General features: G+C 66.5%; 8 protein-coding genes. 4 read left to right on the top strand and 4 right to left on the bottom strand.

All coding sequences use genetic code 11. The features are described from left to right. Positions 1 to 147 precede the first annotated feature (147 nt). Positions 148 to 1,851: an SWIM zinc finger family protein gene (locus LL962_RS01940; RefSeq protein ID WP_228315705.1), complete on the top strand. Its 1,704-nt coding sequence runs from the start codon at positions 148 to 150 to the stop codon at positions 1,849 to 1,851. 146 nt (positions 1,852 to 1,997) lie between these two features. On the opposite strand, the gene LL962_RS01935 is transcribed toward LL962_RS01940, so the two are convergent. The 4 genes from LL962_RS01935 to LL962_RS01920 form a co-directional block, all read right to left on the bottom strand. Then, on the bottom strand, positions 1,998 to 2,558 hold the full coding sequence (locus LL962_RS01935) for a hypothetical protein (protein ID WP_228315704.1): 561 nt from the start codon (positions 2,556 to 2,558) through the stop codon (positions 1,998 to 2,000). A 91-nt stretch (positions 2,559 to 2,649) separates the two neighbouring features. Beyond that, positions 2,650 to 2,943 (bottom strand): LysM peptidoglycan-binding domain-containing protein, encoded by a 294-nt coding sequence (locus tag LL962_RS01930; RefSeq protein WP_228315703.1) that lies wholly within the window; start codon positions 2,941 to 2,943, stop codon positions 2,650 to 2,652. Positions 2,944 to 3,043: 100 nt separating this feature from the next. Then, positions 3,044 to 3,859, bottom strand: a complete 816-nt coding sequence (gene queF, locus LL962_RS01925; RefSeq protein WP_228315702.1) for an NADPH-dependent 7-cyano-7-deazaguanine reductase QueF — start codon at positions 3,857 to 3,859, stop codon at positions 3,044 to 3,046. 160 nt (positions 3,860 to 4,019) lie between these two features. Next, entirely contained in the window at positions 4,020 to 5,327 is a 1,308-nt protein-coding gene (locus LL962_RS01920) for a M20 family metallopeptidase (protein WP_228315701.1), read from the bottom strand. Between the two features lie 455 nt (positions 5,328 to 5,782). Here LL962_RS01920 and LL962_RS01915 point away from each other — a divergent pair, with 455 nt between their 5' ends. From LL962_RS01915 to LL962_RS01905, 3 genes are all read left to right on the top strand, one after another. Then, entirely contained in the window at positions 5,783 to 7,021 is a 1,239-nt protein-coding gene (locus LL962_RS01915) for an efflux RND transporter periplasmic adaptor subunit (RefSeq protein WP_228315700.1), read from the top strand. Between the two features lie 93 nt (positions 7,022 to 7,114). Further along, positions 7,115 to 10,354 (top strand): efflux RND transporter permease subunit, encoded by a 3,240-nt coding sequence (locus LL962_RS01910; RefSeq protein WP_228315699.1) that lies wholly within the window; start codon positions 7,115 to 7,117, stop codon positions 10,352 to 10,354. A gap of 283 nt (positions 10,355 to 10,637) precedes the next feature. Beyond that, positions 10,638 to 13,778 (top strand): efflux RND transporter permease subunit, encoded by a 3,141-nt coding sequence (locus LL962_RS01905; RefSeq protein ID WP_228315698.1) that lies wholly within the window; start codon positions 10,638 to 10,640, stop codon positions 13,776 to 13,778. Positions 13,779 to 13,809 lie beyond the last annotated feature (31 nt).

Genomic DNA, 13,809 nt, shown 5'->3' with positions numbered 1-13,809 from the left:
ACGTTGCCGACTGGATCGCGGGCGGCATCGGGGAGAACGCCCCCGATGGGTACGGCCCGCGATTGTCGCGTGTCCATCCCGTTCTGGCAAAATCCGGCTCGACCATCCTGCCACTGCGCCATTGGCGCGGATATCGTCCATCCCTGCATGACAGCCCGCTTTTCGCCTGCCGATCTCGATCGTTCCTTCCTGCTCGGCATCACAACGCCCAGCTACTATGCGCGCGGCCTGGTCTATGCAGATCAGGACCGCGTCACCTTGCAGACGGTTGAGCCGCTGCGGGTCGACGCTATCGTCAGCGGCAGCGATGACTATGCCGTGGAGCTGGTCTGGCGAAATGGCCGCCTGCAGGGGCGATGCGACTGCCCGATCGGTCAGCAAGCGGAATTCTGCAAGCACCAGGTAGCCGTTGCCCTCAGCTGGGCACGGACGAGCGCCGACCCCAGCTTCCAAAAACGCACCAAGCGCAGGACTGCCGGCGAGCCAGTGGCCGAATCCAGCGATCGTGTCCTGCAGCACTGGTTGTCGACGCAGACCCCACAGGCCTTGCAGGCCTTGATCCTGGAACTGGCTGACAACGATGCCCAGTTGCGCAAGCGCCTGCTGAGCCAGGCACAACTGGCCGTCGCGCCGTTGCAGCAGTGGCGCAAGGCGATCTCCACCTTGCTTGGCCGCAAGCGATTCATGGACTGGAGTGCCACCATTGCCTATGCCAAGCAGCTTGGCGCGTTGCCATCCTTGCTGGAGCAGGCGCGGCGGCGCGACCCGCTGGCGGCGCTGGATCTGCACGAGTACGCGTTCAAACGGCTGCTGGCGATCTACGCAGAGGTCGACGATTCGCGCGGCGATCTGGGCGAGCGCCTGCGTGCGTTGGGACATGCGCACCTGGAAGCCGCGCGTGCAGCCGGCACCGATACGCTCGGCGAGCGCCTGTTCGAGCTGCGCATGCTCGACCAGTGGAGCCTGCTGCGCCCCCTGCTGGACTATGCCGCACTGCTGAGTGCAGCGGACATCGCACGGCTGCAAGACGCGGCGCTGAAGATCCTGCATGCCCGCGGCGACCGGGCGCGGCGACTGTCGGCCGAGTCGCTGCTCGAAGACACCGCGCGTTGCGGCGCCAGCGTGGATGCCATGCTGGAGTTCTTCGCCCACACCTGTTCCAGCGGCTGGGACCACCTGGAGATGGCGCGCCGCTGTGGCGAACACGGGCGCCAGCGCCAGGCCTTGGAGTGGCTGGAGCGCGGCGTCAAGGCCGACCCTCAGGACGGCCGCCTGCTGGCCGCGTTGGCGACAGCCTACGTGCGTGATGGCTTTCCTGAGGATGCGTTGACGTTGCGCTGGAAGGCGTATCTGCTCATGCCCAATGAAGAGACCTACCTGGCCCTGCAAGAGGCGGCATCGCTACTGAATGCCTGGGAGGCATGGCGCGAACGTGCATTGCAGGCGCTGGACACCAAGGCGGTGCCGCGCTTCATCGATGCGCACGATACCCGCATCAATCTGCTGCTTGCCGAGGAGCAGATCCAACGCGCGCTGGAACTCGCAGCCGATCCGGACCGCCAGCTTCCGCTGCGCACCTGGGAATCGCTGCTGCCTCACGCCGAGGAATACGACCCGGCGACCGCGATCCGCATCTGCCACGTCATGATCGAGGCGAATGTTGGGCAGACCAAGCGCTACGGATATCTGCAGGCGGTGGAACTCCTGAAGGTGCTGCAGCGTCTTTGCCGCCGTCAACTTGGCAAGGATGGGCAATCCGCGTTCGCATCCGAACTGGCGCGGTATCGCCAACTGTATCGGCCCAAGCGAATGTTCATCGAACTATTGGACGTGCGGTTTCCTGCCACCTGAGCGGCGGTCGCCTTTACGGATTCTTCGACCGACGGCGCGCGCCTGCCGCGCGCCGATTCGGCTGCAGCTCACCTTCCATCAAGACCGCTTCGTGCGGCACCGACCTACGCGTATGCCGCACACACCGACTTGGCCGTGATGGTCTGCTACTTGACCGTAATGGTCTGCGGCGTGCCTGCGGGCTTGCCGTCGACCATGACTTGCGCGGTGTAGGTGCCGGCTGGCCAGCCATCGGGTTTGTTGAAGCTCATATTGGTCGTCTCTGCGCCCGTGGTGGTCAGCGTCGCGTTCTGCTCGCCTGCCACCTGTCCATCCTGATATGTGAGCTTGGCCGTCACCGGCACATTGCTCGCAGTGCCTTCGGTCTTGACCGAGACGATGATGGTGTCCTTGCTGCCGACGCTGGCCGATGGCGTTACCGTCTTGTCGGCTGCGGCAACCGTGCCGACTGCGACGCTGGAGACGGTGACTCCGCTGCCGGTCATGGCCGCGCCATCGGTACTGGCCGCGCCGGTCGCGGTGCTTTGTGCAGCCTGGTCGCTGGCCGGCGGCGTGGCTGCCGGGCCCGGCATGGCATCGGTGGCCGCGCCAGAGGTCGGATCCTTGGCCACGTTGGAATCGTCATTGGCCTCCTTGCGGCAACCCGACAGTGCCAGGACGCCGGCCAGGGCAAGAACGAGGGTGCTGGAAACGGATTGAGTACGCATGAATCGATCTCCGATAGGACGAGTAAGTCGAATGATGACGCCGGGCATCGATGCGCGGCGCGTTGCATGCACGGAGCGAACCGTCGCTCGATTACGCCTTGGGCGGCAGATGCAGCACCTGGCCCGGAAAGAGCTTGTCCGGATCCTGCAGGGTGTCGCGGTTGGCCTCGAAGATACGCGGCCATAACGCACCATCGCCGAGATGACGCTTGGCAATCTTGGACAGGCTGTCGCCGGTCTGCACGGTCACCGTTTCGCCCGCCAACTGCGCCGTGCTCTGAACGCTGGAACGTACGTTGGAGAAATCGGCCGCAGGCGCGACATCGCCGGTACTTTCGACGGAGGACGTCACATTGGAAAAATCGGCTTTCTTGTCGGCACTCATTGCGGCAGTCCCTCGGCATGCGATGCCAGCAGGGTGCGCGGGGCGCCGTTAAGCATGGATCGCGCCGCCGTGAAGCCGGCGCGATCACGCAAGGCAGCGATTACTGGCGCAAATCGCGGAAGATCGAAAGCGGAATCGGGACAGTGGGCGAGCTACGGAGTGGATTGATATCCAGTCCACCGCGCCGCGTATAACGCGCCTCCACCACCAGCCATTCGGGCGCACACCGCTGCATCACATCGTTGAAGATGCGCTCCACGCATTGCTCGTGGAATTCGGCATGGTCGCGGAAACTCACCAGATAGCGCAGCAGGCCTTCGCGGTCGATCGGCGCGCCGCGGTAGCGCAGCGTGACGCTGGCCCAGTCCGGTTGGCCGGTGACCGGACAGTTGGATTTGAGCAATGCCGAGGTCAGCACCTGTTCCACGACGTCCTGCGCATGGGCACGCAGGTACCCGGCGTTGGGCGGGCCGTAATCGTCGATGCTGACATCCAGTGCGTCGATGGACTCGCCCTCGCCCACAGTGTCGATCGGCGGCAGACCGAATTCCACCGTCACATCGGCACCGGCGCGGGTGGACAGGTCGGTGGCGATGCGCGTGCGCACCGCTTCGGCGCTGTTGAAACGGGTCGCGTTGAGCGAATTCAAATATAGCTTGAGCGACTTTGATTCGATCAGCGAGGGCGAATCGCAGGGCACATGCAAGGTGGCGGTGGCCACGCACGGCTTGCCCTGCGCATCGAGCCAGCTCAGCTCGTAGGCGTGCCAACGGTCACGCCCGATGAACGGCAGCGCGCTGGCCAGACCGATGGCGTCGCGCCCGGCCGCACGCGGGATCGGAAACAGGAGCGAGGGATCGTAGCCGCTCGGGTAAGCGACCTCACGACCGAGGGTGGAATCTGCTGGGGTATTCATGCCGCTATTTTAGGCCGTCTGGCTGGCCGTGCGGTGTACGGCAGCGCAGCTCCACGCCCCCATGGAATGGCGGGTTCCACTCGCAAACCCGCCATGCCGCTCCATCACCGAAGGCGGGATCCGCCCAGCCGCAGACGAATCCCCGATCCCGATTCCCGAATCACCCTTGCTGCAAGTAATCCAGCGACACCTGCAGCAATGCGCGCAGCCCTACATCCAGCGACGATTCGTCCAGCAGGAATTGCGGGGAGTGATTGCTGGGCGCGGTGGCCGGATCGATCCCCTTGGCGGTGGAACCGACGAAGAAGAACATCGATGGCACCTGCTGGGCGTAGAACGAGAAGTCTTCGGCGCCCATCTGCAACGGCGGCTCGTAGACATTGTCCGCACCCACCACGGCCTGTAGGCTGGGCAGCATCCTGGCGGTCAGTGCGGGATCGTTGACGGTGGCCGGGTTTCCGGGTTGATCCGGCACCTGCGCCTGCACCTTGGCCCCGTGCGCGGCGGCCGTGTGTTCGGCCACGTTCTTGAGGTCGGCGAAGATCTGCTGGCGCATGCCTTCGTCGAAGGTACGGATGGTGCCGACCATCTCGACATCGTCGGGAATGATGTTGTAGCGGATACCACCCTTGATCGCGCCGAAACTGAGCACGGCCGGCTGCTTGGACAGGTTGGCGCGGCGGCTGATCACCGTCTGCGCGGCACCGATCATGTCGGCGCTGGCCACGATGGGGTCGATGCCGTTCCACGGCGCCGAGCCATGCGTCTGGCGACCGATCATCTTGATCGCGAAGCGGTCCGAAGCCGCCATCAGGGGGCCACCGCGCACCGCGATCTTGCCGGCCTGCACGCTGGAGAACACATGCAGGCCGAACACCGCCTGTGGTTTGAAGTCGGCGAACAGCCCTTCCTTGAGCATCAAGGACGCGCCACCTTCTTCGTTGCCGGGTGCGCCTTCCTCGGAGGGCTGGAAGATCAGCATCACCTCGCCCGGCAGCTGTTCGCGCATGCCCACCAGCGCCTCGGCCACGCCGAGCAGGATGGCGGTGTGGGCGTCGTGACCACAGGCATGCATCACCCCGACCTGCTCGCCGCGGTACTCGGCGGTAGCCTTGGACGCAAACGGCAGCCCGGTCTGCTCCTTCACCGGCAGCGCGTCCATGTCCGCGCGCAGGGCGATCTTCGGCCCCGGCTTGCCGCCCTTGATGATGGCCACCACGCCGTGATGGGCGATGCCGGTACGCGGCTTGAGGCCGAGCTTGCGCAGCTGCGCGGCCACGGTGGCGGCGGTGCGCTCCTCGCGGTTGGACAGCTCCGGATGCTGGTGGAAGTCGCGTCGCCACTGCACCACCTTGGGCTGGAGGGTGGTGGCAGCGGCGGCGACCTCGGGCCGCGGCGCCCCCTGCGCGGCGGCAAGCATGGGCAGGGCGAGCAGCAGCGCGCTGGACAGCAGGCAGGTGTGGCGCATCGGTAGTCCTCTCATGAACGGTCTTCACTGTAGTCCACCCGCGCCGCGATGGCGCGTGGCACAGCGGAAGATCGGCCTGCGCCGCAAACGCTGGGCGGCAGGTCACGGCTCCTGCCTGGTATCGGCCGGACCGCGTGCACAGGTGCAAGGTGCGTGGGCTCGCGCGCCTGTGTGCCGCCACTGCCTGCCCGGATAAGCCGCGGTGGCGGGGCTGGCAACCCCTGCGGCGGTCGGGCGTATGCCAGGGCATGCGGCGGTGCACCCCGATTCAGCACGGCGGTCAACCGACGCGGTGCTGGCGCGTTGTCGCCCCACGCGCACGTGAACGCCAAGCGCGCCGCGCCGTGCGGGGCGTTACTTCAGTAACGCTCAATTGCGCAGGCGCGACGATATGCTTCGCAACGCCGTCCCCACGGTCGCCCCAGGCGCCCGGCCCGCCCTCAGGAGTTGTCGCAATGTCGCGTTTCTGGAAGATCGCACTGCTGGTCGTCGCAGTGCTCGTGCTTGTATTCGTCGCAATGCGGATGATGGGTGGGGGCAGCCGTGGCAAGCCGGCAGGCGCGCCGGATGGCAACGGCACCGAGAACAGCGGCCCGGTGCCGGTCACGGTCGTGGCCGCCACCACCCAGGATGTGCCGGTGTACGCCAGTGCGCTGGGCACGGTGACCGCGCTCAATACGGTCACGGTGAATCCGCAGGTGGGCGGCCAGCTGATCAGCCTGAACTTCAAGGAAGGCCAGGAAGTGAAAAAGGGCGATCTGCTCGCGCAGATCGACGCGCGCACGCTGCAGGCCAGCTACGACCAGGCGTTGGCGGCCAAACGACAGAATCAGGCGCTGCTGGCGACCGCCCGGGTGAACTATCAGCGCTCCAACGATCCGGCTTACAAGCAGTACGTCTCACGGACCGATCTGGACACCCAGCGCAACCAGGTGGCGCAGTACGAGGCAGCGGTAGCCGCCAACGATGCGCAGATGCGCTCGGCACAGGTGCAACTGCAGTTCACCCGGGTGACCGCGCCGATCGACGGCATTGCCGGCATCCGCGGCGTGGACGTGGGCAATATCGTCAGCACCACCTCGACCATCGTGACGCTGACCCAGATCCGCCCGATCTATGTGTCCTTCAACCTGCCCGAACGCGACCTGCAGGCAGTGCGCAGCGGACAGGCGGCGGCGCCGCTGGGCGTGGCGGCGCTGGATCGCGGCGATGCGCGCATGATCAGCGGCGACGGCAGGCTGGAGGTGATCGACAACCGCATCGCCGCCGACAGCGGCACCTTCGGTGCGCGTGCGATCTTCGACAACACCGACAACGCCTTGTGGCCGGGCCAGTTCGTCAATGTGCGGCTGCAGTTGCGCACCATCACCGGCGGCACCGTGGTGCCGACCCAGGCCGTGCAGCGCGGCCCCGATGGCGATTATGTCTACGTGGTCGGAAACGACAACACCGCACAGATGCGTACCGTGGTGCAGGGCGTGGAAGTGGACGACAGCCATGTACAGGTCACCAAGGGCCTCAAGCCCGGCGAGCGCGTGGTCACCGAAGGCCAGTTCCGGCTCAAGCCGGGCAGCAAGGTCAGCGCGCTCAAGCCGGGCGAAACGCCACCGGAGCCGACCGAGGCCGAGCTCAAGGCCGCACAGGACAAGCAGAGCCGTGGCGGCGGCAGCCGTCGTGGTGGCGGTCCGCGCTAACGCCTGACCACCGCCGGCGGGACCTCCCGTCGGCGGTGCGCGTCGGCGCGCCGTGCGCCGGCATCGATCGACGTCTTCAGCAAGGACTCCTCCGTGGGCTTTTCGACCATCTTCATCCGCCGCCCCATCGCCACCTCGCTGTTGATGGCGGGCGTTCTGCTGCTGGGCATCCTGGGCTACCGGCAACTGCCGGTGTCGGCGCTGCCGGAAATCGATGCGCCCAGCCTGGTCGTGACCACCCAATACCCCGGCGCCAACGCGACCACCATGGCCTCGCTGGTGACCACGCCGCTGGAACGCCAGTTCGGACAGATTTCCGGACTGCAGATGATGACCTCCGATTCGTCGGCGGGCCTGTCCACCATCATTCTGCAGTTCTCGATGGATCGCGATATCGACATCGCCTCGCAGGACGTGCAGGCCGCGATCCGCCAGGCCACCCTGCCCTCGTCGCTGCCATACCAGCCGGTCTACAACCGGGTGAATCCGGCCGATGCGGCGATCCTCACCCTCAAGCTCACCTCCGATACCTTGCCGCTGCGTGAGGTCAACCGCTATGCCGATGCGATACTGGCTCAGCGCCTGTCGCAGGTGCCGGGTGTGGGCCTGGTGTCGATCGCCGGCAACGTGCGTCCGGCAGTGCGCATCCAGGTCAATCCGGCGCAGCTGTCGAACATGGGCCTGACCATGGAGTCGCTGCGCAGCGCGCTGACCCAGACCAACGTCAGCGCGCCCAAGGGCTCGCTCAACGGCAAAACCCAGTCCTACAGCATCGGCACCAACGACCAGCTCACCGATGCGGCGCAGTACCGCGAGACCATCATCAGCTTCAACAACGGCCGGCCGGTGCGGCTGGCCGATGTGGCCAAGGTGGTCGATGGCGTGGAGAACGACCAGCTCGCCGCCTGGGCCGACGGCAAGCCGGCAGTGCTGCTGGAGATCCGCCGCCAGCCCGGCGCCAACATCGTGCAGACGGTGGAACAGATCCGCAGCATCCTGCCGCAGCTTCAGGGAGTGCTGCCGGCGGACGTGCGCCTGGAGGTGTTCTCCGACCGCACCGAAACCATTCGCGCGTCCGTACACGAAGTGAAGTTCACCCTGGTGCTGACCATCGGCCTGGTGGTGGCGGTGATCTTCGTGTTCCTGCGCCGGCTGTGGGCCACCATCATTCCCTCGGTGGCGGTGCCGTTGTCGCTGGCCGGCACCTTCGGGGTGATGGCCTTCGCCGGCATGTCGCTGGACAACCTGTCGCTGATGGCGCTGGTGGTGGCCACCGGCTTCGTGGTCGACGATGCGATCGTGATGATCGAGAACATCGTGCGCTACATCGAACAAGGCAAGAGCGGACCGGAAGCGGCCGAGATCGGTGCTCGGCAGATCGGCTTCACCGTGCTGTCGCTGACCGTGTCGCTGGTGGCGGTGTTCCTGCCACTGCTGCTGATGCCCGGCGTCACCGGGCGGCTGTTCCACGAGTTCGCCTGGGTGCTGTCGATTGCGGTGGTGATCTCGATGCTGGTGTCGCTGACGCTGACGCCGATGATGTGCGCCTACCTGCTCAAGCCCGATGCACTGCCCGAGGGCGAAGACGCACACGAACGCGCGGCCGCCGCCGGTAGGACCAACCTGTGGACGCGCACGGTGGGCGTGTACGAGCGCAGCCTGGATTGGGTGCTTGCCCACCAGCCGCTGACCCTGGGCGTGGCGATCGGCGCGGTGGCGCTGACCGTGCTGTTGTACGTGGCCATCCCCAAGGGCCTGCTGCCCGAGCAGGACACCGGCTTGATCACCGGCGTGGTGCAGGCCGACCAGAACGTGGCGTTTCCGCAGATGGAACAGCGCACCCAGGCGGTGGCCGCAGCGCTGCGCAAGGATCCGGCGGTGACCGGCGTGGCCGCCTTCATCGGCGCCGGTACCATGAACCCCACCCTCAACCAGGGCCAGTTGTCGATCGTGCTGAAGACACGTGGCGACCGCGATGGCCTGGACGAGGTGCTGCCACGCCTGCAGAACGCGGTGGCCGGCATTCCGGGGGTGGCGCTGTTCCTCAAGCCGGTACAGGACGTCACCCTGGACACCCGCGTGGCCGCCACCGAATACCAGTACTCGCTGTCGGACGTGGACAGCGACGAACTGGCCACCTGGGCCGGGCGCATGACCGAGGCGATGCGCAAGCTGCCCGAACTGGCCGACGTGGACAACAACCTGGCCAACCAGGGCCGTGCGCTGGAACTGAGCATCGACCGCGACAAGGCCAGCATGCTCGGCGTGCCGATGCAGACCATCGACGACACACTGTACGACGCTTTCGGCCAGCGCCAGATCTCCACCATCTTCACCGAACTCAATCAGTACCGGGTGGTGCTGGAAGTGGCGCCGGAATTCCGCAGCAGCACCGCGCTGATGAACCAGCTGGCGGTGGCCAGCAACGGCAGCGGCGCGCTGACCGGCACCAACGCCACCAATTTCGGCCAGGTGACCTCGTCGAACTCGTCCACCGCCACTGGCGTGGGCGCGCAGAACACCGGCATCGTGGTCGGCGCCGGCAGCATCATTCCGCTGGCGTCGCTGGCGCAGGCCAAGGTCACCAACACGCCATTGGTGGTCAGCCACCAGCAGCAGCTGCCGGCAGTCACCATCTCGTTCAACCTGGCGCCGGGGCATTCGCTGTCGCAGGCGGTGGAGGCGATCGAGCAGGCGCGCGAGGAGCTCAGGATCCCGAGCCAGGTCCACGCGCAATTCGTCGGCAAGGCCGCCGAGTTCACCGGCAGCCAGACCGATATCGTATGGCTGCTGCTGGCCTCGATCGTGGTGATCTACATCGTGCTGGGCGTGCTGTACGAGAGCTACATCCACCCGTTGACCATCATCTCCACCTTGCCGCCGGCCGGGGTGGGTGCATTGCTGGCGCTGATGATGTGCGGACTCAGCCTGTCGGTGGACGGCATCGTCGGCATCGTGCTGCTGATCGGCATCGTCAAGAAGAACGCGATCATGATGATCGACTTCGCGATCGAGGCACGTCGCGAAGGCGCCAACGCGCACGATGCGATCCGGCGCGCCTGCCTGCTGCGTTTCCGCCCGATCATGATGACCACGGCCGCCGCGATGCTGGGCGCATTGCCACTGGCGCTGGGCACCGGCATCGGCTCGGAACTGCGCCGGCCGCTGGGCATCGCCATCGTCGGCGGCCTGCTGCTGTCGCAGCTGGTCACGCTCTACACCACCCCGGTGATCTACCTGTACATGGAACGCGCCAGCGAGCGGCTGCAAGCATGGCGCACGCGGCGTGCGGGGCGTGCGGCGGCGCATCGGCATGTGGAGGGGCGGGTATGAATCTGTGCGCCGCTGTCGGGACCCGGGACCCGGGACCCGGGTCCCGTGGTGAAGCCAAGCACGCAAGCCGAGCACGTCGGGTCTGGGATGGAGCGGGCAGCGTGGACATGCGGTTGCAGGCGCAGGCGCCTTTGCATTTGCTCCTGCTTGTCCGAGTCCCGGGTCCCGGGTCCCGAGTCCCGGCCCTACTGCTTGTCCGAGTCCCGGGTCCCGGGTCCCGAGTCCCGGCCCTACTGCTTGTCCGGGTCCCGGGTCCCGGGTCCCGAGTCCCGGAATTTTCCCGATGAACATCTCCGCGCCCTTCATCAAGCGCCCGATCGGTACCTCGTTGCTGGCGATCGGTTTGTTCGTGATCGGACTGATGTGCTATCTGCGCCTGGGCGTGGCGGCGCTGCCGAACATCCAGATTCCGGTGATCTTCGTGCACGCCACCCAGTCCGGCGCCGATGCCAGCACCATGGCCTCCACCGTCACCGCGCCACTGGAGCGGCACCTGGGCCAGTTGCCCGGCATCGATCGCATGCGCTCTTCCAGCTCGGAGAGCAGCAGCATGGTGTTCATGGTGTTCCAGAGCAACCGCAACATCGATTCGGCCGCGCAGGACGTGCAGACCGCGATCAACGCCGCGCAATCGGACCTGCCCTCGGGCCTGGGCACGCCGATGTACCAGAAGGCCAATCCGAACGACGACCCGGTCATCGCCATCGCGCTGACCTCGGACACGCAATCGGCCGATGAGCTGTACAACGTGGCCGATTCGCTTCTGGCGCAGCGGTTGCGGCAGATCACCGGCATCAGCTCGGTGGACATCGCCGGCGCCTCCACCCCGGCGGTACGCGTGGACGTGGACCTGCGCGCGCTCAATGCACTGGGACTGACACCGGACGATCTGCGCAACGCGGTGCGCGCGGCCAATGTGACCTCGCCAACCGGCTTTCTGTCCGACGGCAACACCACCATGGCCATCATCGCCAACGATGCGGTGGCCAAGGCCGCCGATTTCGCGCAGCTGGCGATCTCCACGCAACCCAATGGACGCATCGTGCGGCTGGGCGATGTGGCCACCGTCTACGACGGCCAGCAGGACGCCTACCAGGCGGCCTGGTTCGACGGCAAGCCCGCGGTGGTGATGTATGCCTTCACCCGTGCCGGCGCCAACATCGTGGAGACCGTCGATCAGGTCAAGGCGCAGATTCCCGAGCTGCGCGCCTACCTGCAACCCGGCACCACCCTCACGCCCTACTTCGACCGTACCCCCACCATTCGCGCCTCGCTGCACGAGGTGCAGGCCACGCTGATGATTTCCCTGGCGATGGTGGTGCTGACCATGGCGCTGTTCCTGCGCCGGCTGGCGCCCACGCTGATCGCCGCAGTCACCGTACCGCTGTCGCTGGCCGGTTCGGCCCTGGTGATGTACGTGCTGGGCTTCACGCTCAACAACCTCAGCCTGCTGGCGCTGGTGATCGCGATTGGATTCGTGGTCGACGATGCGATCGTGGTGATCGAGAACATCATGCGGCACCTGGACGAAGGCATGCCGCGCCTGGACGCCGCATTGGCCGGCGCGCGCGAGATCGGCTTCACCATCGTCTCGATCACCGCCTCGCTGGTGGCGGTGTTCATTCCGATGCTGTTCGCCAGCGGCATGGTCGGCGCGTTCTTCCGCGAATTCACCGTGACCCTGGTGGCGGCGATCGTGGTCTCCATGCTGGTGTCGCTGACGCTGACGCCGGCATTGTGCAGCCGCTTCCTGTCCGCGCACGAGCACGTGCAGCGCCCCAGCCGCTTCGGCGCCTGGCTGGACCGCATGCACGAGCGGATGCTGCGCGTATACACCGTAGCGCTGGATTTCTCGCTGCGCCACGCGCTGCTGCTGGCGCTGACGCCATTGCTGTTGATCGTCGCCACCGTCTTCCTCGGTGGCGCGGTCAAGAAGGGCTCGTTCCCGGCGCAGGACACCGGCTTGATCTGGGGGCGCGCCAACTCCAGCGCCACGGTGTCCTTCGCCGACATGGTCGGCCGCCAGCGCCGCATCACCGATATGCTGATGGCCGACCCGGCGGTGAAGACCGTCGGTGCGCGGCTGGGTTCGGGCCGCCAGGGAGCCAGCGCCTCGTTCAACATCGAGCTGAAGAAACGCAGCGAAGGCCGCCGCGACACCACCGCGCAGGTGGTGTCGCGGCTCAGCGCCAAGGCCGACCGCTACCCGGACCTGGACCTGCGCCTGCGCCCGATCCAGGACCTGCCCAGCGACGGCGGCGGCGGTACCAGCCAGGGCGCGCAGTACAAGGTCTCGCTGCAAGGCAACGATCTGGCCCAGCTGCAGGAGTGGTTGCCCAAGGTCCAGGCCGCCTTGAAGAAAAATCCGCGCCTGCGCGATGTGGGTACCGACGTGGATACCTCCGGCCTGCGCCAGAACATCGTGATCGACCGCGCCAAGGCCGCGCGCCTGGGCATCTCGGTCGGCGCGATCGACGGCGCGCTCTACGGCGCATTCGGCCAGCGCTCCATCTCCACCATCTACTCCGATCTCAACCAGTACAGCGTGGTGGTCAACGCACTGCCCTCGCAGACGGCAACCCCCAAGGCGCTGGACCAGATCTTCGTGCCCAATCGCGCCGGGCAGATGGTGCCGATCACCGCCGTCGCCACCCAGGTGCCCGGACTGGCGCCGCCGCAGATCACCCACGACAACCAGTACACCACGATGGATCTGAGCTACAACCTCGCACCGGGCGTGAGCACCGGCGAGGCGGATCTGATCATCAAGACCACGGTGGAAGGTTTGCGCCTGCCCGACGGCATTCGCATCAGCGACGGCGGCGGATTCAACGTGCAGTTGAGCCCAAACTCGATGGGCATCCTGCTGCTGGCCGCGGTGCTCACCGTCTACATCGTGCTGGGCATGCTCTACGAGAGCCTGATCCACCCGGTGACCATCCTGTCCACGCTGCCGGCCGCTGGCGTCGGCGCGCTACTGGCGCTGTTCCTCACCAATACCGAGCTGTCGGTGATCTCGATGATCGCGCTGGTGTTGTTGATCGGCATCGTCAAGAAAAACGCCATCATGATGATCGACTTCGCGCTGGTGGCGCAGCGCGTGCATGGCATGGATGCGCGGGCGGCAGCACGCGAGGCATCGATCGTGCGCTTCCGGCCGATCATGATGACCACGATGGTGGCGATCCTGGCGGCCGTGCCGCTGGCGGTGGGCCTGGGCGAAGGCTCGGAACTGCGCCGGCCGTTGGGCATTGCGATGATCGGCGGGCTGGTGTTCTCGCAGAGCCTGACCCTGCTCAGCACCCCGGCGCTGTACGTGATCTTCTCGTGCCTGAGCGAACGCTGGAAGGCCCGCCGCGCGCGCAAGCGTGCGCAGCGGGCCGAACGCGCCGCGGCGCGTCGTCCGGCGGCGCAAGCGCACTGAGCCACGGCAATGGCCGTGGCGACTGCGCTGC

The organism is Xanthomonas sp. NCPPB 1067 (assembly GCF_020783795.1).
Taxonomy (GTDB): domain Bacteria; phylum Pseudomonadota; class Gammaproteobacteria; order Xanthomonadales; family Xanthomonadaceae; genus Xanthomonas; species Xanthomonas melonis.
Note: the sequence above shows the minus strand (reverse complement) of the source record. Positions and strands in the feature narration are given on the sequence as shown.

Excerpts from the sequence above, each read along its gene's own strand:
- LL962_RS01940 (WP_228315705.1), top strand. The coding sequence starts at position 148 with ATGACAGCCCGCTTTTCGCCTGCCGATCTCGATCGTTCCTTCCTGCTC.
- LL962_RS01935 (WP_228315704.1), bottom strand. The coding sequence starts at position 2,558 with ATGCGTACTCAATCCGTTTCCAGCACCCTCGTTCTTGCCCTGGCCGGC.
- LL962_RS01930 (WP_228315703.1), bottom strand. The coding sequence starts at position 2,943 with ATGAGTGCCGACAAGAAAGCCGATTTTTCCAATGTGACGTCCTCCGTC.
- queF (WP_228315702.1), bottom strand. The coding sequence starts at position 3,859 with ATGAATACCCCAGCAGATTCCACCCTCGGTCGTGAGGTCGCTTACCCG.
- LL962_RS01920 (WP_228315701.1), bottom strand. The coding sequence starts at position 5,327 with ATGCGCCACACCTGCCTGCTGTCCAGCGCGCTGCTGCTCGCCCTGCCC.
- LL962_RS01915 (WP_228315700.1), top strand. The coding sequence starts at position 5,783 with ATGTCGCGTTTCTGGAAGATCGCACTGCTGGTCGTCGCAGTGCTCGTG.
- LL962_RS01905 (WP_228315698.1), top strand. The coding sequence starts at position 10,638 with ATGAACATCTCCGCGCCCTTCATCAAGCGCCCGATCGGTACCTCGTTG.